The organism is Zunongwangia sp. HGR-M22, from assembly GCF_027594425.1.
Classification (GTDB): Bacteria; Bacteroidota; Bacteroidia; order Flavobacteriales; family Flavobacteriaceae; genus Zunongwangia.
In genome coordinates this window covers 3,878,904-3,902,094 of sequence record NZ_CP115159.1, presented here as the reverse complement: position 1 = coordinate 3,902,094, position 23,191 = coordinate 3,878,904, and the positions used below count along the sequence as shown (strand labels likewise).

20 protein-coding genes are annotated in these 23,191 nt (G+C 36.0%); 14 read left to right on the top strand and 6 right to left on the bottom strand.

Annotated elements, in window-relative coordinates:
- Positions 1 to 34 precede the first annotated feature (34 nt).
- Genes PBT91_RS16910 through PBT91_RS16900 form a run of 3 tightly spaced genes read left to right on the top strand, consistent with a single transcriptional unit; the run spans position 35 to position 2,665 of the window.
- Positions 35 to 1,444, top strand: a complete 1,410-nt coding sequence (locus PBT91_RS16910; protein ID WP_270059635.1) for a nicotinate phosphoribosyltransferase — start codon at positions 35 to 37, stop codon at positions 1,442 to 1,444.
- Between the two features lie 5 nt (positions 1,445 to 1,449).
- Positions 1,450 to 2,052, top strand: coding sequence for a bifunctional nicotinamidase/pyrazinamidase (gene pncA, locus PBT91_RS16905; protein ID WP_270059634.1), 603 nt, complete (start codon positions 1,450 to 1,452; stop codon positions 2,050 to 2,052).
- Positions 2,042 to 2,665 (top strand): hypothetical protein, encoded by a 624-nt coding sequence (locus PBT91_RS16900; protein ID WP_270059633.1) that lies wholly within the window; start codon positions 2,042 to 2,044, stop codon positions 2,663 to 2,665. Before pncA ends, PBT91_RS16900 begins: the two co-directional genes overlap by 11 nt.
- 3 nt (positions 2,666 to 2,668) lie before the next feature.
- On the opposite strand, the gene PBT91_RS16895 is transcribed toward PBT91_RS16900, so the two are convergent.
- Positions 2,669 to 3,427 carry a THC0290_0291 family protein gene (locus PBT91_RS16895; protein WP_270059632.1) on the bottom strand — a complete coding sequence of 253 codons (759 nt, stop codon included), beginning with the start codon at positions 3,425 to 3,427 and terminating at the stop codon, positions 2,669 to 2,671.
- Between the two features lie 201 nt (positions 3,428 to 3,628).
- On the opposite strand from PBT91_RS16895, the gene gdhA reads away from it, so the two are divergent.
- The 8 genes from gdhA to PBT91_RS16855 all read left to right on the top strand — a co-directional run bounded on the left by gdhA (position 3,629) and on the right by PBT91_RS16855 (position 14,378).
- Positions 3,629 to 4,972 carry an NADP-specific glutamate dehydrogenase gene (gene gdhA / locus PBT91_RS16890; RefSeq protein WP_270059631.1) on the top strand — a complete coding sequence of 448 codons (1,344 nt, stop codon included), beginning with the start codon at positions 3,629 to 3,631 and terminating at the stop codon, positions 4,970 to 4,972.
- Between the two features lie 86 nt (positions 4,973 to 5,058).
- Complete coding sequence (gene recO, locus PBT91_RS16885) at positions 5,059 to 5,778, top strand: DNA repair protein RecO (RefSeq protein WP_270059630.1); 720 nt, start codon at positions 5,059 to 5,061, stop codon at positions 5,776 to 5,778.
- A complete protein-coding gene (locus PBT91_RS16880; protein ID WP_270059629.1) occupies positions 5,778 to 8,174 on the top strand; it encodes a TonB-dependent receptor plug domain-containing protein in 2,397 nt (798 codons plus the stop codon). The genes recO and PBT91_RS16880 overlap by 1 nt, the downstream gene beginning before the upstream one ends.
- A gap of 235 nt (positions 8,175 to 8,409) precedes the next feature.
- Complete coding sequence (locus PBT91_RS16875) at positions 8,410 to 8,811, top strand: ExbD/TolR family protein (protein ID WP_270059628.1); 402 nt, start codon at positions 8,410 to 8,412, stop codon at positions 8,809 to 8,811.
- 428 nt (positions 8,812 to 9,239) lie between these two features.
- Entirely contained in the window at positions 9,240 to 12,644 is a 3,405-nt protein-coding gene (ileS, locus tag PBT91_RS16870; RefSeq protein WP_270059627.1) for an isoleucine--tRNA ligase, read from the top strand.
- 4 nt (positions 12,645 to 12,648) lie between these two features.
- Positions 12,649 to 13,032, top strand: coding sequence for a TraR/DksA family transcriptional regulator (locus PBT91_RS16865; protein WP_270059626.1), 384 nt, complete (start codon positions 12,649 to 12,651; stop codon positions 13,030 to 13,032).
- Positions 13,033 to 13,098: 66 nt separating this feature from the next.
- Positions 13,099 to 13,734: a DUF4097 family beta strand repeat-containing protein gene (locus tag PBT91_RS16860; RefSeq protein ID WP_270059625.1), complete on the top strand. Its 636-nt coding sequence runs from the start codon at positions 13,099 to 13,101 to the stop codon at positions 13,732 to 13,734.
- 35 nt (positions 13,735 to 13,769) lie between these two features.
- Positions 13,770 to 14,378, top strand: a complete 609-nt coding sequence (locus PBT91_RS16855; RefSeq protein ID WP_270059624.1) for a lipoprotein signal peptidase — start codon at positions 13,770 to 13,772, stop codon at positions 14,376 to 14,378.
- Between the two features lie 198 nt (positions 14,379 to 14,576).
- Here PBT91_RS16855 and PBT91_RS16850 read toward each other — a convergent pair whose 3' ends face one another.
- Genes PBT91_RS16850 through PBT91_RS16835 form a run of 4 tightly spaced genes read right to left on the bottom strand, consistent with a single transcriptional unit; the run spans position 14,577 to position 17,435 of the window.
- Entirely contained in the window at positions 14,577 to 15,140 is a 564-nt protein-coding gene (locus tag PBT91_RS16850; protein ID WP_270059623.1) for a 5-formyltetrahydrofolate cyclo-ligase, read from the bottom strand.
- Positions 15,133 to 16,119, bottom strand: coding sequence for a succinylglutamate desuccinylase/aspartoacylase family protein (locus PBT91_RS16845; RefSeq protein WP_270059622.1), 987 nt, complete (start codon positions 16,117 to 16,119; stop codon positions 15,133 to 15,135). The genes PBT91_RS16850 and PBT91_RS16845 overlap by 8 nt, the downstream gene beginning before the upstream one ends.
- Positions 16,120 to 16,126: 7 nt before the next feature.
- Positions 16,127 to 16,999: a 30S ribosomal protein S6--L-glutamate ligase gene (gene rimK / locus PBT91_RS16840; RefSeq protein ID WP_270059621.1), complete on the bottom strand. Its 873-nt coding sequence runs from the start codon at positions 16,997 to 16,999 to the stop codon at positions 16,127 to 16,129.
- Positions 16,989 to 17,435, bottom strand: a complete 447-nt coding sequence (locus tag PBT91_RS16835; RefSeq protein WP_270059620.1) for an ATP-dependent zinc protease family protein — start codon at positions 17,433 to 17,435, stop codon at positions 16,989 to 16,991. Before PBT91_RS16835 ends, rimK begins: the two co-directional genes overlap by 11 nt.
- Positions 17,436 to 17,612: 177 nt before the next feature.
- On the opposite strand from PBT91_RS16835, the gene uvrC reads away from it, so the two are divergent.
- Genes uvrC through PBT91_RS16820 form a run of 3 tightly spaced genes read left to right on the top strand, consistent with a single transcriptional unit; the run spans position 17,613 to position 22,000 of the window.
- Positions 17,613 to 19,415, top strand: a complete 1,803-nt coding sequence (gene uvrC / locus PBT91_RS16830; RefSeq protein ID WP_270059619.1) for an excinuclease ABC subunit UvrC — start codon at positions 17,613 to 17,615, stop codon at positions 19,413 to 19,415.
- On the top strand, positions 19,416 to 21,632 hold the full coding sequence (locus PBT91_RS16825) for a patatin-like phospholipase family protein (RefSeq protein ID WP_270059618.1): 2,217 nt from the start codon (positions 19,416 to 19,418) through the stop codon (positions 21,630 to 21,632).
- Between the two features lie 35 nt (positions 21,633 to 21,667).
- Positions 21,668 to 22,000, top strand: coding sequence for a ribosomal maturation YjgA family protein (locus tag PBT91_RS16820; RefSeq protein ID WP_270059617.1), 333 nt, complete (start codon positions 21,668 to 21,670; stop codon positions 21,998 to 22,000).
- A 1-nt stretch (position 22,001) separates the two neighbouring features.
- Here PBT91_RS16820 and PBT91_RS16815 read toward each other — a convergent pair whose 3' ends face one another.
- Positions 22,002 to 23,018, bottom strand: coding sequence for an LLM class flavin-dependent oxidoreductase (locus PBT91_RS16815; RefSeq protein WP_270059616.1), 1,017 nt, complete (start codon positions 23,016 to 23,018; stop codon positions 22,002 to 22,004).
- Between the last annotated feature and the right edge of the window lie 173 nt (positions 23,019 to 23,191).

Here is a 23,191-nt window from a genome sequence, read left to right as displayed (position 1 = left end):
TCACAATGTGGATTATCGAGTAAAAACCAAACATATGTTCGATTTTACGGCTACTTATACCGATCAATACCAGCTTGCCATGTCGCAAGTATATTTTAAAAATGGAAAGCGAAATTCTAGAGCGGTCTTCGATTATTATTTCAGAAAGATTCCCTACGGAAGTGGTTTTGCGATTTTTGCAGGTTTAGAAGATTTACTTGAAATTATTAGTAATCTTCGTTTCAATAAAAAAGATATTGAGTTTTTAAAGCAGTACGATTTTGAAGACGATTTTCTGGAATATCTGGAGAATTTCAAATTTTCTGGAAATATTTATTCAGTACAGGAAGGGGATATTGTTTTTCCAACAAGACCGGTTTTGCAGGTAGAAGCCAACTTGATCGAAGCACAGATCATAGAAACTATTCTACTCAACTTACTAAATTTTCAAACGCTTATCGCTACTAAAGCTGGCAGAATGCGATTGGTCTCTGGAGAACGAACTTTGTTAGATTTTGGTTTACGACGTGCGCAGGGGCCGGGCGGATACTACGCTTCCAGAGCGGCAATGATCGGTGGCTTTAATGGCACTAGTAACGTTATCGCCGGTCGTGATATGGATATTCCTGTTTCGGGAACAATGGCCCATTCATTTATCCAAAGTTACGATAACGAGATCGATGCTTTTAGAGAGTTTGCTAAAAGTAGGCCTAAAGGCTGTGTACTTTTAGTAGATACCTACGATACCCTAAAAAGCGGAGTACCTAATGCGATTATCGTGGCTAAAGAAATGGAAGCGAAAGGACAAAAGCTACTTGCGATACGCCTCGATAGTGGAGATTTGGCTTATTTTGGTAAAATGGCAAGAAAGCAGCTGGACGATGCAGGTTTGGAATATGTGAAAATTGCAGCTTCTAATCAATTAGATGAATATGTGATTAAAAGTTTACAAGAGCAGGACGCGCCAATTGATATTTATGGAGTAGGCACTAATCTTGTAATCGGAAAGCCAGATGCAGCATTGGATGGAGTATACAAATTAACTTTTTCAGATAAGCAGCCTAGAATTAAGATATCAGAAAGTTTAATTAAGACCACACTTCCTCATCGTAAGCAGGTCTATCGAATGAAAGATAATAACGGTGAGTGCGCCGGTATCGATATCATTGCGATGGAAGATGAAGCGGAAACTGAAATATCAAAAGTTTTTCATCCTTCAGAACCTTATAAATTTTTAGATGTTTCAGCATATAAAAAAGAAGCTTTATTGAAGCCAGTAATGAGGGATGGTAAAATGAACATCGAAAGAAGAACACTTACTGAAATTGCCGAATATAGTAAGTCGAGATTGGCCGAATTGCCTTTAGAGTATAAACGCTTCAATAATCCACATATTTATAAAGTCAGCATTTCAGAAAAGCTGAAAGAAGAAAGAGATCGATTAATTAGCGAACACAAAATGTAACTCTCATGAAAGCTTTAGTTCTTATAGATGTACAAAACGATTTTATGCCGGGTGGTGCTTTAGCGGTTCCTGGCGGAGATGAAATTGTGCCAATTATCAATAAACTTCAGGAGAAATTTGATTTGGTAATTGCCACTCAGGATTGGCATCCTGCCGGGCATGCCAGTTTTGCAAGTACCCATAGTAAAAAAACGTTCGAAGTAATCGATCTAAACGGAATCGATCAGGTAATGTGGCCAGATCATTGCATCCAGGGAAGCGACGGTGCAGCATTCCATAAGGATTTGAAATTGGATAAAATTGAAGCCATTTTTAGAAAAGGAACAAATCCTGAAATCGATAGTTATAGCGGTTTTTACGATAATGCTCATTTAAAATCTACAGGTTTAAGTGGATATCTAAAAGAGAAAGAGGTTAACGAACTTTATTTTGCTGGTTTAGCCTGCGATTTTTGTGTCGCTTTTAGTGTTAAAGATGCTTTAGCTGAAGGTTTTAAATCTTTTTTAATTGAAGATGCTACCAGAGCGATTGATGCTGAAGGTTTTAAAAAAGCAAAAGCTGAAATTGAAGCAAATGGAGGTAAGATTTTAAATTCAGATGAAGTATAAATTCTTTTTTGTAGTAATTGTATTGTTGCCTTTTTTGAGTTGTAAAAATGATGAAACTCAAAAAAACGAAACAGCGACTATTCCTGAAGATCTATATGTGATACCGTCTGATAGTATCCCCGAGCGTACAAGAGCTTCAGCTTTAAATCTTGAGGAATATCAATTATTTATTGATACCACCAAGACTTCAAAATTTTACGAGAATCTAGTTTCAGAAGTTTCTTTAGAAAGTAAAGATCAATCTAAAGCAATTTATCGGTTTATCGAGCTAAAGAAATATAATGATCGTTTCGTGATTTATAAGCCATGCAGTGGTAAAGTTCCTCGCTATTATATTTCAAAAGAAAAGATCGTCACAAAAGGGAATCTTGAAAATATAGAATATCCTTTAAAAGACTTTATGCTTTCTGCCGGAAACCGTGTGTTGTTTAAAGATGAACAAGGTGTATCTCTAGGCCTGAAAGAAATCAACGAGCAGGTAGTACAATTGAAATATCCAAAACTTAATCATTCCGTTTATCTCACTTCAGTAGAAAATCTAAGAAACTTTGAAATGATGATTAATAATTGTCTGGGGGAAAAAGTAAGAGAATTCGACAAATTTCAGGAATAAACCCTAGAAGTTAAGATAATAAATATAACCGAAGTTTAACCATACCGACCAATCATTAGATTTGTTTTGTGGCCCCTGTACATCAAGCCCTTCTACATAATCGCTACCGTAATATTGCCATTTAATTTCAGCAACCAAATCGCTATTTCTTCCTAACCTATAACGAGTTCCACCACCAAAAATAAGATTGTAGGTAATATCATTGTCTAAATTCAAACCATCTGTAAAAGAAGGGAAAAGTACTCCCGGACGATCGAGCGGACCAAGGTCACTATAGGCATCGGGCATATAATATGCTAAATGGGCTCCTGCTGTTATATAGGGTGAGAAGCGATAAGAAAAGATAAGAAACTCTCTAATTTGGGTAAAATGCCATTCTAGTTGTGTCCCAAATTCTATTAGTTGCGTTTCACCATGCATGGCACGTAGCATCTCTCCTCTGGGGTTGTTTTGGTAAGAAATAGGGCCGTAATGGTCTAGATAGGTATGAAAATAATCAATTTCTGTACGTACTCTAAAAAAGTCTTTAAAATAATTAGTTTGAGTATTATTACCGGTAAATACAAAATTCATATAATGCTGAAAACCGATGCCAAAACCGGTATTCAAATAAAGGTTTCTAAGCTCACCTCGCTGGCCATAATCTGTAGTAATAGCAAGTGGCCCTGCTGTCACTCCAATTTCATGTAGCACCTGCCCATATCCTAAATCAGATAAAAGGCATAAAAAAACGATCAAAAAACTAATACGAATCCGCTTCAATACAGGGGTTTATAGAATATATCGGCAAATATATGAAAAGAAGGTTAGCTTCAATTTAAATTGATTTTTTCTTTTTTTTTTGAATTCGCCGGAAAGTTAATATTATATGAAAAACTAAATTTTTGGCGCTATTTTTTATATATCTCATATATTTGCACCTCTAAACAACATATTCTTTAAAACAAATTTAAGCGACACCATATGGAAAAAAATATACAAGATTTCTTGGATAAAGTGTCTCAAAGAAATCAAAACGAACCAGAATTTTTACAAGCGGTTCATGAAGTTGCTGAAACCATTATACCTTTTATAGAACAAAATAGTAAATATCAAAATACCAAACTATTGGAGCGCATGGTAGAGCCAGAGCGCGTTATCATGTTTAGAGTTACATGGTTGGACGATAAAGGGGATATACAAATTAACCGCGGATATCGTATTCAAATGAATTCTGCAATCGGGCCATACAAAGGCGGATTACGTTTTCATCCATCAGTAAATCTAAGTATCCTTAAGTTTTTAGCTTTCGAGCAAACCTTTAAGAATAGTCTTACAACATTGCCGATGGGTGGTGGTAAAGGAGGATCAGATTTTGATCCCAAAGGAAAATCTGATAATGAAGTGATGCGTTTTTGCCAAAGCTTTATGACAGAGCTTAGCAAGCATATAGGATATAATACCGATGTTCCTGCCGGTGATATAGGAGTAGGTGCTAGAGAAGTGGGCTATATGTTTGGGCAATACAAAAGAATTCAAAACGAATTTACTGGTATATTAACGGGTAAAGGTCTTTCTTATGGAGGTTCCTTAATTCGTCCCGAAGCTACCGGGTACGGGAATGTATATTTTACCCAGAATATGCTTAAAACAAAAGGTGAAAAGCTAGAAGGGAAAACAGTAGTAATTTCTGGATCTGGTAATGTAGCGCAATATGCTGCAGAAAAAGCAATTCAGCTTGGAGCAAAAGTGGTTACGATGTCTGATTCTCAGGGATACGTTCACGATGAAGATGGGATTGATGCAGAAAAACTTCAATACATCATGGAGCTTAAAAACGAAAAACGTGGTAGAATTAAAGAGTATACTGAAAAATATACCAATGCCAAATTCTATGCAGATACCACTCCATGGGAAGTAAAATGTGATGTAGCATTGCCATGTGCAACTCAAAACGAGTTAAAAGAAGAAGATGCTAAGAAATTAGTAGATAATGGATGTATGTGTGTTGGCGAAGGAGCTAACATGCCATGTACTCCAGAAGCTGTGGAAGTTTTTCGTGATGCGAAAATTTTATTCTCTCCTGGAAAAGCTTCAAATGCCGGTGGTGTAGCTACTTCAGGATTAGAAATGACGCAAAACTCAATGCGTTATAACTGGACGGCTGAAGAAGTAGATAAGAAACTTCACGAAATCATGAATGATATTCATGAGAAATGTGTAGAATATGGTACCGATAAAGATGGTCATGTAGATTACGTAAAAGGAGCAAATATCGCTGGTTTTGTTAAAGTAGCCGATGCAATGTTAGCCCAAGGCGTTGTATAAACTTCAATACCGATAAATAATTAAAAGCCGCTTTTAAAAGCGGCTTTTTTTATACCTTCCGTTGCCAAAATCCTATAGTCAATTCGATGATCGTAAATTCTAAAGCAATTGTAATTAGCGCGCTAAAATATGGGGAAGCAGATCTTATTGTAAACCTGTATTCTTTAGAAAGTGGGTTGCGCACCTATATGCTACGCGGAATTTTAAAATCGAAAAAAGGGAAATTTAAAGCCAGTCAATTTCAGTTGCTAACTCAGCTCGACATCGTCGCGAGCCACAAGAATAAAGGCACCTTAGAGTATCTAAAAGATGCTAAGGTTATAAACACGTATAATTCGTTACACACTAACATGATCAAAGCAAGTTTGGTGATGTTTATTGCTGAAATTTTAAAAAGTGCAATTAGAGAAGAAGAAGCTAATCCTGCATTATATCACTTTTTGGAAACCGCCTTTAGTTGGCTTGATTTGCACGATAAGATTGCTAATTTTCATATAATGTTTTTGCTGAAATTATCTGGATTTTTAGGTTTTCAGCCAGACGATTTAAATACAGAGCAGCCATTTTTTAATTTGCTGGAAGGAACCTTTGAATCTGTTAAAACCAATGAATATTGCATAGAAGGCGAAAATCTTGATATTTTGCGAGCATTTTTAAATGTGAGCTTTAATGATATGCAGCAGATAAAATTAACGGGCGAGCAGCGATCTGATTTTTTAAAAATGTTGGTGTTGTATTACGAGTTGCATATCGAAGGATTTAGAAAGCCAAAATCTCTAACCGTACTCAACGAAATCTTTAATTAATGCGTTTTTTAGTCTTTTTCTTCTTTATTTTTTTAAGCGGAAATTTATTTTCTCAACATATCATTGTTCTCGATAGCGCTACAGAGGAGCCGTTAAGCGATGTCATTATTTTTAATGCTGAAAAGGCCAAAACCAGTTTTAGTAATTTTGAAGGTCGCGCCGATATATCAAAATTCGATACTTCTGAAGTCCTTTTTTTTCAGCATGTTTCGCATCAATTATTTGAAATTATAAAGTCTGAAATCAAAGATCAGATCGTTTATCTTAAGGAAGACCAGAATAAGCTCGATCAGGTAGTGCTTTCCGTAGCAAAATTTCAGCTTAAAAAAGATGAAATTCCGCAGAAAATAGTCAGCATAGACAAAGAAGACGTTTTATTAAACAGCCCACAAACTTCCGCAGATCTTTTAGAAAGCACCGGGCAGGTTTTTGTACAAAAAAGTCAGTTAGGCGGCGGGAGTCCAATGATTCGTGGTTTCGCGACCAATCGCGTCTTAATTTCTGTAGATGGAGTGCGAATGAATACCGCCATTTTTAGAAGCGGAAACCTGCAAAATGTGATCAACATCGATCCTTTGGCAATCGAAAGGTCTGAAGTTATTTTGGGTCCGGGATCGGTAGTTTATGGAAGTGATGCAATTGGCGGTGTGATGAATTTTTATACGCTAAAACCTCGATTTTCGTTTGGAGCGGAAACTTCGGTTAGTGGTAATTTCTACGGAAGATATTCATCAGCAAATAATGAGCAAACTTTGCATGCAGATGTTAATGTTGGAAGACGAAATTGGGCATTTCAAACCTCGGTTTCCTATTCCGATTTTGGTGATCTAAAAATGGGAGAGCATGGCCCCGATTCTTATTTAAGGCCAGAATATGCGGTAAGAGAAAATGATAAAGATGTGATTTTGCAAAACGACGATCCATTAATTCAAAAACCAACCGGATATACGCAGCTTAGCTTGCTAGAAAAAGTGAAATATATGCCCAATGAAACCTGGAATTTCAACTTAGGGCTTATTTACAGTGAAACTTCAGATTATCCAAGATATGATCGTTTGTACCGAAGAAGAAATGGGCAGTTACGGGCAGCCGAGTGGCATTATGGGCCGCAGCGATGGTTTTTAGGCGATTTTAAAATCAATAAAAAAGGCAATGGTGAACTTTATGATAAAGCGCAATTTATGCTGGCATATCAGTTTTTTGAAGAAAGTCGCCACGATCGTGATTTTGGTTCGGAAATTTTATTTAATACTGAAGAAAATGTAGGCGCTTATTCGGCGAATCTTGATTTCGAAAAAGCTTTTGAAGGCAGCAAATTGTTTTACGGACTAGAATATGTAAATAATCAGGTAAAATCTGAAGGTTTTCAGGAAAATATAAACTCTGTCGTAGAACAACAAACTGCTTCCCGATATCCAGATAATTCCAATTGGAAATCTTTGGCAGCGTATGCAACGTATCAATGGCAAATTCAGGAAGATCTAAATTTCCAGTCGGGTTTACGATATAATCATATTTTATTAAATGCGAAATTCGATGAAAATCTATATGATTTTCCGTTTAGGGATGCCGATATCAATACGGGGGCATTGACAGCCAGCGCCGGAATTAACTGGAAACAAAATCAATACTTGCAATGGCGTGTAAATGCATCTACTGCCTTTAGAGCACCAAATATTGATGATGTTGGGAAGATTTTTGATTCTGAGCCAGGCTCAGTGGTAGTACCTAATCCCAACCTAAAACCCGAGTATGCTTATAATGCTGAAATTGGAGTGAATTGGTCGCCGGCTGAAAATATCCGTTTTGGTTTTGCAGGTTTTTATACTTGGTTGGAAGATGCGATGGTACGCCGTGATTTTAATTTGAACGGGCAAACAGAGATCGACTATCAGGGTGAAGCAAGCAACATCCAGGCCATCCAAAATGCATCTAATGCTCATGTTTATGGAGTTGAAGGAAATATTGAGGTCGATTTTTCAGTGGCTTTAAGACTGGCTTCAAAAATTTCTATCACCGAAGGAGAGGAAGAATTGGATGATGGCTCGGTAGCACCTTTAAGACATGCTGCCCCACTATTTGGGAATACGCATTTCATCTGGCATAAAAAGAAAGTAAAGCTCGATCTTTTTGCGCAATATAACGGAGAGATCAGTTATAAAGATTTAGCAACTTCAGAGCAGGGAAAAGCCTATTTGTATACGGTCGATGCGAATGGAAATCCATATTCGCCATCTTGGTATACTTTAAATTTAACCGGGCAGTACGATTTAGATGAAAACTGGTTGCTCACTGCTTCAGTCGAAAATATTACCGATCAGCGTTACCGAACGTATAGTTCTGGAATTGCAGCTGCCGGGCGAAATTTAATTATTTCAGCTAGGTTTAGGTTTTAAATTAAGTTTTAGGCAATACCGTTAATTTTTTAGATTTAAACTAACTTGTTAGTTTAAATGATTATATTAGTAATTTAACAATAAATACCCGTTTCAATAAACTATTTTTTTTATTAGTTCGCTAACTGTTCTAAAAAAACTCTGAATTTTAATAAATTCAGGTCTTTAGAGTGTGGATAGTAAGAGGAGTTAAGGAAAATAGATTTATTGGAAGACTTTAAAACTATTGGGAGTTATGGCTAATAAATTTTACATCTTACTATGTTTTTTAGGGTTCGCAATTATAACAAAGGCTCAATCTAATACGGAGAATAGTAATACTTTTTACTTGAATGTATTTATAGATTCGAATAAAACTATTTATGTAGAAGAAGCAAAAACCTCTTTTCAAAATGTACAAAAGCAGGTGTCTGAGATTTTAAGGAATCAACCTTTTAAGATAGATCAACAGATTATATTTAGAATCTTTGGGGATAAAGATCTTGATATGGGCTATATCATGGATGTAAATGCTGAAATGAGAAAAGCAATTCGAGAAAATATGAAAACAGAACGCTACCTTTTAGAAACGAAAAAGTTAAATATCGATGGTGAAAACTGGTTCCAGAAAATCGATTTAAAAGCTTTAAAGCAATAAAGGATTTAGAGCGCTACATTTTTAGATGTTGGAGACCAGAAAAAGTAAACATTTTTATATTGAATTCCGAATGCTAAAATGGAAAAACCTATCACTTCGAGTGATTGCGAATTTAGAAGCAATTGTATCAAGAACTAAATTTTCGTCAGAATTTAGAATTTTAAAAGAATGTCACCGAAGATTCAAGAATCTAGATTCTTATGCTTAATTCTTTAATCAAAGCTAAAGGCTAGAATCTCTGCAAACCATTAAACACCCGCCGCAAACTATTTTCAAAACAAAAGAAAAAACCTATATAAATATTACGTTTTCTTTAATTCGGTTTTACCATTACATTAAAATTCCTAAGAATGGGTAATTTAAGCAGATACCGACCGCTGTTTTAGCAAAATTCCTTATTTTCGCACATCATTAGAAATTTTGAGGAAATGAGCACAAAGTTCCCTGAATATAAAGGACTTGACTTACCAAAAGTTGCAGAGGAGACATTAAAATATTGGAAAGAAAACCAAATATTTGAAAAGAGTATAACTTCACGTGAGGGTGAAAAGCCATTTGTGTTTTTTGAAGGCCCGCCATCGGCAAACGGATTGCCGGGGATTCACCACGTGATGGCAAGAGCAATTAAGGATATTTTTTGTCGCTATAAAACTCAAAAAGGATTTCAAGTTAAACGTAAAGCAGGTTGGGATACTCATGGTCTTCCGGTAGAGCTTGGCGTAGAAAAGGAACTTGGAATCACCAAAGAAGATATAGGCACTAAAATTAGTGTAGAGCAATATAACGAAGCTTGTAAAAATGCGGTAATGCGCTACACCGATGTGTGGAACGACCTTACCGAAAAAATGGGGTATTGGGTAGATATGGACGATCCTTATATCACCTACAAGCCAAAATATATGGAGACGGTTTGGTACCTGCTAAAAGAGATCTATAACAAAGGTCATATTTATAAAGGCTATACCATTCAGCCATATTCACCAAAAGCAGGTACGGGTTTAAGTTCTCACGAGCTTAATCAGCCGGGAACCTATCAGGATGTTTCGGATACTACGGTAACCGCAATGTTTAAATCTAAAAAAGAAACACTTCCGGCAGGATTAAAAGAGTATGCAGAAGAGGTATTCTTAATTGCCTGGACAACCACTCCATGGACGCTTCCTAGTAACACCGCGCTTACTGTAGGCCCAAAAATTGAATATGTAGCGGTAAAAACGTATAATCAATATACGTTCGAGCCTATTACTATTTTGGTGGGTAAACCGCTTGTGGCTAAACAATTCGATAAGAAGTTTAAGCAGGTAGAAAGTGAAGAAAAACTTAAAGCTTACAAAGAAGGCGATAAGAAAATCCCTTTTTTAATTGGCGAAACTTACTTAGGAAAAGATCTAGTAGGAATCGAATATGAGCAACTATTGCCATACGCGCTGCCTTATGAAAATCCAGAAAATGCATTCCGTGTAATTGCTGGTGATTTTGTAACTACAGAAGATGGTACCGGTATTGTACATACCGCACCGACTTTTGGTGCAGATGATGCTATGGTTGCCAAACAAGCAACTCCTGCAGTGCCACCAATGTTGGTGAAAGATGATAATGATAATCTAGTCCCGCTAGTTGATTTACAAGGAAAATTTAGACCAGAAATGGGCGAATTTGCTGGTAAATATGTGAAGAATGAATATTACGGCGATGGTGAAGCACCTGAAAAATCTGTAGATGTAGAAATCGCTATTAAGCTGAAGGAAGAAAACAGAGCTTTTAAGGTTGAAAAATATGTGCACAGTTATCCAAACTGTTGGCGTACCGATAAGCCAATTTTATATTATCCGTTAGATTCCTGGTTTATTAAAGTGACCGATGTTAAAGATCGTATGCACGAGCTAAATACCGGAATTAACTGGAAACCAAAATCTACCGGAGAAGGTCGTTTTGGAAACTGGTTAGCCAATGCGAACGACTGGAACTTGTCTCGAAGCCGATATTGGGGAATTCCGTTACCAATTTGGAGAACCGAAGATGGTAGAGAAGAAAAGATCATTGGCTCTGTTGAAGAATTAAAAATTGAAATCACAAAAGCTGTTGAAGCAGGAGTGATGGACAAGGATATTTTTGCTGATTTTAAAATTGGCGATATGAGTGAAGAAAACTACGCTAATGTAGATCTTCATAAAAATGTGGTAGATACGATTACGTTGGTTTCTGAATCTGGAAAACCAATGAAGCGTGAAGCCGATCTAATCGATGTTTGGTTCGATTCTGGTTCTATGCCTTATGCGCAATGGCACTACCCATTCGAGAATAAAGAGAAAGTAGAGAAAGACTGGCGTAAAGCCGATTTTATTGCTGAAGGTGTCGATCAAACCCGTGGTTGGTTCTATACTTTACATGCAATAGCAACTATGACTTTTGATGATGTTGCGTATAAAAATGTAGTTTCAAACGGACTCGTTTTAGACAAAAACGGACAGAAAATGTCTAAGCGTTTGGGTAACGCAGTAGATCCGTTCGAAACTTTGGCTGCTTACGGGCCAGATGCTACACGGTGGTACATGATTGCTAATGCGAATCCGTGGGATAATTTAAAGTTTGATATCGAAGGAATAGGAGAAGTAAGCCGTAAATTCTTCGGTACACTATATAATACCTATTCATTCTTTACGCTGTATGCAAATATTGATAACTTCACCTATGCTGAAGCTGATGTTCCGTTAGCAGAACGTCCTGAAATCGATCGTTGGATTCTTTCAGAATTACATACACTTATTGCAAAAGTTGATAAATTTTATGCAGAATACGAGCCAACCAGAGCAACCAGAGCCATTTCAGAATTTGTTCAGGAAAACTTAAGTAACTGGTTTGTGCGTTTAAGCCGTAGAAGATTCTGGAAAGGCGATTACGAGCAAGATAAAATTTCAGCATACCAAACCTTATATACTTGTCTTGAAACTGTAGCCAAGCTAGGTGCTCCTGTAGCGCCATTCTTTATGGATGCATTATATAAAGATTTAAATAGCACTACTAATAAAGAAAATTACGAGTCGGTTCACACTTCTTTGTTCCCGGTTTACGACGAGAAGTTTGTAGACAAATCTTTAGAACGTAAGATGGAAAAAGCACAAACAATTTCAAGTTTGGTACTTTCACTTCGTAAAAAAGAAATGATCAAGGTAAGGCAACCACTGCAACGCATCATGATTCCGATTTTAGATCAGCAACAGGGAGAAGAAATTCTAGCCGTTCAGGATTTAATTAAATCTGAAGTGAATGTAAAAGAAGTGGAGCTTATCGATGATGCTTCAGGCATTTTGGTAAAACAAATAAAACCGAATTTCCGTGTTTTAGGACCTCGTTTCGGAAAGGAAATGAAGCACGTGGTTGCTAAAATTAATCAACTTCAAGCCGATGATATTGCCACTATTGAAAAAGAAGGTAAAATAGATGTTGAAGTAAATGGAGAATTGATTACTTTGGACGCCAGTGAAGTGGAAATAAGTTCACAAGATATCGAAGGTTGGTTAGTGGCCTCTAGTGGAAATATAACAGTAGCCTTAGATGTAAATATTTCTGAAGAATTAAAGAAAGAAGGTGTTGCCAGAGAATTGATTAATCGAATCCAAAATATGAGAAAAGATAGTGGATTTGAGGTGACCGATACTATAAATGTAACCATAAAGAAAGACGGGATTGTCGAGGATGCTGTCAATGAAAATTTAACCTATATCAAAACTGAAACTTTAACTGCAGCACTCGAACTTGCAGAAGTAGTAAACGATGGAGTAGATGTTGAATTTGATGATGTTACTACTAAATTATTAATCACAAAAAACTGAGCCTATGTCAAGTGATGTAAAAGAGCGTTTTAGCGACGCAGACCTGGCTGAATTTAAGCAGCTAATTCAAGGCAAAATTGCCAAAGCTAAGGAACAACTAGAAATCTATCAAAATGCGTATAAAAATGATGGTAATAATGGTACAGATGATACCTCACCAACATTTAAGGCATTCGAGGAAGGTAGCGAAACGATGAGCAAAGAGGCAAATTCTCAATTAGCCATTCGTCAGGAGAAATTCATAAGAGATCTTAAAAACGCATTAACGCGTATAGAGAATAAAACTTATGGTATTTGCCGTGTAACCGGAAAGTTGATTAACAAGGAAAGATTAAAGCTTGTTCCTCATGCTACACTAAGTATTGAAGCTAAAAATATGCAGAAATAATCTTACTTTAAGATAAACAGCCAACGCTCCTTAATTTTAGGAGCGTTTTTTGTTGTCTTATAATTGATGAACAATTTGCAGAAATATTTTGTTTTAATAGCGCTATGTATTTTTGCTAATCATAGCGAGCTTTTCGCACAAAGAGATACGCAAAACATTCTAAGTTCAGATTTTAATGAGATTGTTTTTGATGCCGACGAGGTTTTTAAAATCAATATTTATAGTGAAAATCGAGAAACGGTAAAATTCAATACACATTCTGAAGGAGAATATTTTAATAATATTCAGCTGAAGACAAAGCTAGATAACGGAATTTTGATTTTAGAGAGTCAATATCCAGAGCGCTTAGTTGGAGGTTTTGATAAGCTTAGTGCGCACAAAGTATTTTCTTTTGAAGTTGATATTTATATTCCGGAGGGAAAAATAATGACTATAAATTCAAATTCAGCTTCGATAATTATTAAAGGCAAATTTGAAAGTTTAACAGCTAATCTTCAACGAGGATATTGTATTTTAAAAAACTTCGATGGTAACTGCACGGTTAATACCTATAAAGGAGATATTACAGCACAGGTGGCTTCCGGAAAAGTTACGGCTAAAAGTAGGAATGGAGAAGTTTTTGTCGATCAACACTTATCTGGAATGCACCAAATTAAATTAACTTCTATTAATGGAGATATAAGCGTGCAAAAAACTAAATAATTACTATTTTTGGTGCGTTTTTAACAAAAAAAGAAATGTCTTTAAAGAAAGCAGGCTTAATTATATTTATTGTTCTTTTAATCGATCAGGTTTCTAAGATTTATATCAAAACCAACTTTATGCTTGGTGAAGAAGTAAAAGTTTTAGATTGGTTTAGAATTTTGTTTGTTGAAAACGAAGGAATGGCCTGGGGAACCAAAATTCCCGGTCAATACGGCAAACTGGCGCTTACTTTATTTAGATTAGTAGCAATTTTTGGAATAGGTTATTGGCTGGTGGATTCTATTAAAAAGAATGGAAGCCGAATTTTGATTACTTCTATTGCTTTAATTTTTGCCGGTGCATTTGGAAATATCATCGATTCTGTTTTCTACGGAATTACTTTTAGCGATAGCTATAATAAAATAGCGACCTTTTTACCTGAAGGAGGAGGCTACGGGACACTTTTCCACGGAAAGGTGGTAGATATGCTCTATTTTCCTTTATATGAAGGCTATTTACCAGATTGGATTCCGTTTTGGGGTGGCAAATTTTTTACTTTTTTCGAGCCTGTTTTTAATATTGCAGATTCTTCGATAAGTATTGGTGTAGTTTTGTTGCTGCTTTTTAATAAAAGAGCTTTCCCGAAAGAAGAGAAGGAGTAGTTAAGTTTACGGTTTACAGCTGTTACCTTTAATTGTATTCCTATCTGGAAAAAATTGGGATATCTCCGTTTCTTTGCTGCGGGCGAAGAAAATTGTCATTAAAAGGGACTTCATTCAAAATTATGACTTAAGAATTAAACATTAATAAGAAAGTCTATTTTCTACAGTCTAAAAGCGAAACGGTCTATATTCTACGCTCTAAAACTTATAAACCTGCTTGGGAGTAACGCAGTAATCAAGCGGAATGTCACTAGAGTAGACATCTTCAAAAGCATCTTCAGCTTCATAAAAAGAAAGGCCGATTTTAATAACATTGGGTTTGCAGGAACTCAAAAACGTATCGTAATAGCCTTTTCCGTAGCCAATGCGATGTCCTGTTTTATCAAACGCTAGTAACGGCACAAAAACAACGTCTATATTATCTGGAGCGATTTCAATTCCATCGACAGGTTCAGGGATGTTCCAGCGATTTTTCTGGATTTTGGTGGTGTCGGTAAGTAAATAATTAATTAGCGCATTTTGCTCAATATCAGTTCTGGGAATCACCACATTCTTATCTTTTCCTTGTAGAATATGTAAGATGAATTCGGTGTCAACTTCCATTTGTTCAGCAATGCTTAAAAACAAATGGTAAAATTCGTTCTCCCAGATGTCTAATTTCAGCAAATTATTGGCAATTTCTAAACTGAGTTCTTCAATAACTTCCGTAGAAAGTTTTAATCGTAAGGCTTTGTATTTTTTACGTAACTGGTGCTTATTCATCTATATTTTTTGATAAAGATGAGATGTGGAAAATAGCATCTCCCTGATAAACGATTGGGGCTTCGTTAACGTTAATGATGTAGCCCTGGCTACGGGATTTAATTTTATGTCTAAACTTTCCGTAGGGATCGGTGATAGTACCTATATATTCTCCTTTTTCAACATGCTTACCACAGGGAACTTTTAGATGTAAAAGTCCGCTGTATTTAGCGCGCATCCATGAAGTGTTTTCAATTAAAATTGATTCGGCATGAGCATCTGGTAGATCAAATTTAGGCTTTAGCATGTCAAGGTGATTAAGAATTCTCATTGTACCTTCAACACCGTGTCTTGCAATTTCTTTATTACTATCCTGTGATTTACCACCTTCAAAAAGTAAGATAGGGATTCCCATTTTTGAGCAAGTTTCGCGATACGACTTGGTAATCGTCGTGGAAACCACAGTAAATGGTGCTTTAAAGATATTAGCAAGTTCTATACTCTTTTTGTCGCCTTTTTTTACTCGAATTTGAGCTACATTAAATCTACTGGCGCCTCCTGTGTGAAAATCTAAACAGAAATCTGCAATCGGTAAAATTTCTTGTACAAATTGAAATGCAAACCTTCCGGCTAACGAACCATTTTTGGTTCCCGGAAACATTCGGTTAAGATCCCGACCATCAGGAAATTCTCTCGCCATATTTAAAAAACCAAATACGTTTACTACAGGTATACAAATGGTTGTGCCGCATTTAGGTTTGTTAATTTCTTTGCTTATGAGTTGTCTTACCACTTCAACGCCATTCAATTCGTCACCATGGATTCCGGCAGTAATTAAAACCACAGGCCCCGGGTTTTTGGATCGCTCGATAATCACAGGAACTTCTACCGATGTTGTCGTATAGAGTTTTGCCATGTTAAGATTAATCGTAGCGCTTTTGCCGGGTAAAATCTTTTTGCCCAGAATTTCCAGGACGTTATCTTTTGTGATTTGAGGCATAAAAAAATTAGGCGTGTTTTTCGATATATCTAATGATGGTTTTGGCAATATCTTTCCCTGTAGCTTTTTCGATCCCTTCTAAACCTGGAGAAGAATTAACTTCAAGAATTAATGGCCCGCGTGAACTTTGTAGCATATCTACACCGGCAACTCCAAGTCCCATTGCTTTTGTAGCTTTTACCGCTGCAATTTCTTCGTCATCACTAAGTTCTATAGATTCTGCGCTACCGCCTCGGTGAAGGTTAGAACGGAATTCTCCTTCCTTTCCTTGACGCTTCATTGCACCAACTACATGACCGTCTACCACAAATGCTCTAATATCTGCACCTTTTGCTTCTTTAATAAATTCCTGGACGATCACACGAGCCTGTAAACCGTTAAATGCTTCAATAACAGATTCTGCTGCATTTTTAGTTTCAGCAAGAACAACACCAACACCTTGTGTTCCTTCTAATAGTTTAATTACCAATGGTGGTCCTCCAACCTGACTGATAACACCGGAAACATCTCTCGAGTAATTTGTAAATACTGTTTTAGGAAGGCCAATTTTAGCACGAGAAAGTACTTGTAAACTTCTTAATTTATCCCGGCTTCTTACTAAAGCTTCGCTATCTGTAGTCGTAAAAGCTCCCATCATCTCGAATTGGCGAACCACAGCAGTACCATAAAAAGTAACCGAGGAGCCTATTCTAGGGATAATCGCATCTACATCTTTTATATAGTTACCCTTATAATAAATATTTGGGTTTCTCCTTTCAATCACGATGTCACACTTTAGTGGATCTACGACCTCTACTGTGTGTTTACGTTTCTGTGCGGCTTCAATTAGCCGTTTTGTGGAATAAAGTTGTGAGTTTCTGGAAAGGATTTTAATGTTCATCGTTTTGGTGTTGCTGGTTAAAGGATAAATCGATTAATTGTGGATCTACAATAAATTTATTGCTTAAAAATTTTCGCCCTAAAAGAACAGGGAAACGCATTTCCTGGCGTGACGACAAAGAAAGTGAAATTTTATAAACTTTATTAAAAAGCTTTATCTTAGATTCAATCTGATAACGCTTTTGGATGATGCCGTTGCTGCTTCTAACATAAATAATTTCATAATCTTTAAAAGTGAATTCTTTACCATTGTACGATTCATGTTCATCATCAAGAAATTTACAATGCAAAACTTCATCTTTTTCGATAATCTCGTCGCAATGAATAGATGAAGTATAGGCACCTGTATCTATTTTTACCGAAATTTGCTCTAAATCCAAAATTGGGAAATCGGCTTTATCAAAACGACCAATAATTGTTTTTTTGTTTTCGCCCATATACACAAGATAGCCAAAATAAATGTTTTCAGATTTTACTGAATTATAAAATACTTTTAAAACTTCGAATTTCTGTATTCTTACTGAACTAAAAAAATAAGTAAGAAGGCCAAATTACGACAAATTTTAGCTAATTTTTTTCGAAATACCCCCAAAAGATATTTTAAATTTGAAGTGATGGAAACACCTTCTCTAGATGTACAATTAAAAACTTTGCCTAACAGTCCCGGCGTGTATCAATATTTCGATAAGAACGGGAAGATTCTTTATGTAGGTAAAGCCAAAAATCTAAAAAAGCGAGTAACTTCTTATTTTACCAAACGCCATGATAGTCATCGTATTGGCGTGATGGTAAAAAAGATTAATGAGATTAGGCATATAGTAGTTTCGTCGGAAACCGATGCATTATTATTAGAAAACAATCTAATTAAAAAGCTTCAGCCGCGGTTTAATGTGATGCTGAAAGATGATAAAACTTATCCCTGGATCTGTATTAAAAATGAGCGTTTTCCAAGAGTATTTCCAACTAGAAGACTTATAAAAGATGGTAGTGAATATTACGGACCTTTTACCAGTTTTAAAACCGTAAATACCTTACTCGATTTAATAAAAGGGCTTTATAAATTACGTACCTGCAATTACGACCTTGCTGAAGATAAGATTAGAGAAAACAAATTTAAAGTTTGTTTAGAATATCATTTGGGAAACTGTAAAGGCCCATGCGAAGGTTATCAGGGCGAAGCAGAATATAACCGAAATATCGATCATATTAGGCAAATTGTAAAAGGGAATTTTAAAGATTCGCTAAATCAATTTAGAGAACAAATGCAGGAGCATGCTGAAAATATGGAATTTGAAGATGCGCAACGAATAAAAAATAAGATCGATGTTTTAGAAGGCTATCAATCCAGGTCTACGGTGGTAAACCCAAAGATCAATAATGTAGATGTATTCTCTGTAATAAGTGATGAAGGCTATGGCTATGTGAATTTTCTTCAATTAATGCATGGATCGATTATCCGTTCGCATACTATAGAGATGAAGAAAAAGTTAGATGAAACCGATGAAGAATTGCTTGAGCTTGGTATTACTGAAATAAGGCAGCGTTTTAATTCGAAATCGCCTGAAATATACGTACCTTTTAAACTTGATTCCTGGGACGATGTAAAAGTAACCGTGCCAAAACTTGGCGATAAACGTAAAATAGTAGAATTATCAGAGCGAAATGCCAAATATTTCCGTCAGGAACGGTTTAAGCAAATGAAGATTGTCGATCCAGATCGCCATGTAAATCGTATCATGGCACAAATGAAGGAAGATCTTCGACTAAATGTAGAGCCAAGGCATATCGAGTGTTTTGATAACTCTAACATACAGGGAACTAATCCGGTAGCAGCTTGCGTTGTTTTTAAAAACGGTAAACCAAGTAAAAAAGATTATCGTAAATTTAATATCAAAACTGTTGAAGGTCCCGATGATTTCGCATCGATGGAAGAGGTAGTTTATAGACGCTACAAGCGTTTGTTGAATGAAGATGAAGAATTACCGCAATTAATTATTGTCGATGGAGGGAAAGGACAACTTCGCAGTGGCGTAAAGGCTTTAGAAACTTTAGGCTTGCGAGGTAAGATTGCCATTGTAGGTATTGCTAAACGTTTAGAAGAACTATTTTATCCTGGCGATCCAATTCCGCTGTATTTGGATAAAAGATCGGAAACCTTAAAGATTATTCAGCAACTAAGAGATGAAGCCCATAGATTCGGAATCACCTTTCACCGAAATAAAAGAAGTAAAGCTGCGTTAAATACAGAGCTTGAATCTATAAAAGGAATTGGGGAAAAAACGGTGGTAGAGCTTCTTAAAAGTTTCAGGTCTTTAAAACGAGTTAAAGAAGCTTCAGAGAAATCACTGGCCGATGTTGTGGGAAGTGCTAAAGCCAAAATTGTTTACGACTATTATCACGCAGAACCATCAGATTAAATGAAAAAAGTCCTCTGTATTCTATTATTGTGTAGTTCACTTTTAAGTTTTTCTCAAGAAGAAAAATTAAAAGTAGGGCTAGTGTTGAGTGGAGGAGGCGCAAAAGGTTTGGCTCATATAGGGGCTTTAAAGGTAATAGAAGAAGCTGGTGTGCATATCGATTATATAGCCGGCACCAGTATGGGGGCAATTGTTGGTGGTTTGTATGCTTCTGGATATACCGCGGCCGAGTTAGATTCTATTGTAAATCATACCAATTTTAATTTGCTAATTCAGGACGAGATTCCCAGAACAGCAATGACTTTCTACGAAAAAGAAAATACCGAACGGTATGCGCTAACGCTTCCTTTTGATAATTTTAAGGTCGGTTTTCCTTCCGGTTTAAGTAAAGGTCAAAATATTTATAATTTGATGTCTGGCTTAACCGTTCATCTGAACAATAAAACCGATTTTTCTAAATTACCCATTCCATTTTTTTGCGTTGCTACCGATATTGAAACCGGTGAAGAGGTGATTTTAGATAAAGGATCCCTCGCAAAATCTGTGGCAGCAAGTGGCTCTATACCTTCTTTAATTGCTCCTGTGAAAATTAATGATCGATTGTTGATAGATGGCGGAGTAGTGAATAATTATCCGGTTGAAGAATTACGAAGACGTGGTGCCGATGTTATTATTGGGGTGGATGTTCAGGATTCTTTAATGAATCGTAAGGACTTAAAAGGTGCGTTCGATATTTTTACACAAGTAAGTAACTTCAGGACGATTAACGATATGAAGCATAAAATTCCGAAGACCGATATCTATATTCGTCCCGATATTGGTAAATTTTCAATTTTATCTTTTGAAGAAGGAAAAGCTATTATTGATTCTGGTAGAGTTGCAGGCGAAAAACAAGTTGATGCCCTACGAGCATTGGCTGAAAAGCAAGGAACACATCATCAATCTTTCAAACGAAAGCCTTTAGATTCGCTAAAACTAAGCCGGGTTGATCTTGCAGGAAATACCAATTATCCCCGCTCTTTTATTTTAGGACGCTTGCGATTGCAAACCCCTGGTAATTATAGTCTTTCAGAAATTAATTCTAGTATCGATTTCTTATCGGCTTCTGGAAACTTCGACAAAATAAATTATTTTTTAAGTCCAGAAGAAGATGAATCGTATGCCTTGAATATTAGTTTAGATGAAAGTGAAAATAAAACGTATTTAAAGCTTGCCCTGCATTATGATGATCTTTATAAAAGTGCGGCGCTGGTAAATTTAACGCGGAAAAGTTCGATTTTCACTAACGATGTGACTTCAATGGATTTAATTGTTGGAGAAAACCTTCGGTATAACTTTCAATATTACATCGATAAGGGATATTATTGGAGTATTGGTATAAAGTCGCGTTTTAATACTTTCGATACCGGGGTTAATTACAGTCTTATTCAGGATGATATATCTCAGCAACAATTAAATATTAATAAAATTGATATCGATCTTAAGGATATTACCAATCAGTTTTATGTAGAAACACTTTTTAAGCAGGTTGCGTCTTTGGGGATTGGTGCCGAGCATAAGTATATTAAAGTATCTTCAGAAACTATTAATAGTGAGACAGAAGTAGATGTCCAAGGAACCGAGTTTGAAAATAACGATTATTACAGCGCTTTTGGATATCTAAAATATGATTCTTTCGATAACAAATATTATCCCAAAAAAGGAGTTTATTTTAATGGAGATTTTCATATTTATCCCTTCTCATCTGCAGACAATTTCACCGAGTTTTCGATTGCTAAGGGAAAAATTGGTTATGTGTTTACGCCAATCACTAATGTTAGTTTTCGTTTATTTTCTGAAGCAGGATTTAAAATAGGAAAGGGCGATCAGCAAACCTTAGATTTTCTTTTAGGCGGCTACGGAAATAATTTTATTAATAATATGGTACCGTTTTACGGTTATGATTATCTAAGTATAGGTGCAGACAGCTACATAAAAAGTCTGGCTGAAGTTGATGTGGAGCTTTTTAAAAATAATCATGTTACTTTAAGTGCTAATATTGCTAATGTAGAGGAAGATTTATTTTCTACCGGAAACTGGTTGTCGTTGCCAGATTATACCGGTTATGCTTTAGGTTACGGTATAGAAACCTTTTTGGGGCCTATGGAAGTGAAATATTCCTACTCTCCTGAAGTGAATTCGTCGCAGTGGTTTTTTAGCTTAGGATTTTGGTTTTAGTCAGAATTTCGAGAAAATATTTGCTAATCGCAGCGATGCTGTTTGCTTTAGAGATTTTAATCGCAAGCTTTGTAAATGGCGGTTTTATAAGAAATGTGCTAGGCGATTATATTGTAGTGTTTTTAATCTATTATTTCTTTCTATCCTTTTTAGAAACCTCCAGAATAAAGCTCGCCATATTCGTATTATTTTTAGCTTACACCATCGAATTGTTGCAGTATATAAACATCTTAAAGCTTCTAAAAATAAAAAGAACCATAGCCACAACTATGATTTTGGGTTCTTCTTTCGATTGGTTGGATATGCTTGCTTATACTTTGGCTTTTTTGACTCTAATTTTAATAGCCAGGTTTAAACACTCTAAGTGAATTACACTTCAACATTAATCATATTAAAAGCTTCTGCAACGAGCTCAAAGCTTCTAAAACGCAAATCTTTACTAAAACTCATTGTAGAGATCATTACTTCATCAACGTCAAAATCGCTAGCAAGGCTGCTAATTTTTTCCTGAACGCGATCTGGAGTACCGGATATTATTCTGCCGGCATTATAATGTAATCGCTGTTTTTCGAATGATGTGAAATTGTGATTTTTAATATCTTCAAAAGCAGGCAGTTCTTGATAATTACCTTTATCAAACTGCAATAAAATATAATCGATATACTTTCGCATCTGGTTTGCTTCTTCTTCCGTTTCGCCACACATTACAAAAGATGAAACTAAAACCTTAGGTTCGGGCTTGTTTTCAGTAGGGATAAAATTTTTGCGATAGTTCTCTACTACGCCAGGAGAAATACTCCCGTTTATAAATTTTGCCACCGCCAGATTTAATCCGAGATCTGCCGCTATTTTCGCACTGTCACCGCTACTGCTTAAAATCCACTGTTGCGGTGTTGTTTCCACTTGCGGCATGGCGTAAATAGACTCTGAATTTACGCTAGCATCATCTTTAAAAAATTGATTGATATGCTTAAGCTGACTTATATAATCTTCTTTCTGAAAAGTATTCGAAGGATTTAACAGGCTCGTACTGGTGTGATCGCCTCCTGGCGCACGTCCCATTCCAAGATCAATTCTACCGGGATATAGAGCTTCTAACATTCTAAAATTTTCGGCTACTTTTAAAGAACTGTAATTAGGAAGCATTATTCCTCCGCTCCCAAGTCTTATTTTAGACGTTTCGGCACCTAATCTTGCCAACAAAACCTCTGGAGTAGATCCAGCGATAAATTTAGAATTATGATGTTCAGAAATCCAAAAACGATGAAAACCTAAATTATCTGCAAAAACAGCGGTATCGATAGTTTCCTGAACCGCAGCTCTTGGAGTTGCATTGGTTCTTACCACTGATTGATCTAATATTCCAATTTTTAAATCGCGCTTCATGTTCAAAATCTTCTTATGTTATTCGGAATTTAGCAAAAAACCTTACATGCTAATTAAGGTATTGATTTTTAGATTTACGTTTCATTTAAGAAATATTAGTGCTTTTTTGTTTAAATTTATCAATAATCAATTTATATTCAAATAAGTTGATGATTTTTTAATTTTAGCTATCA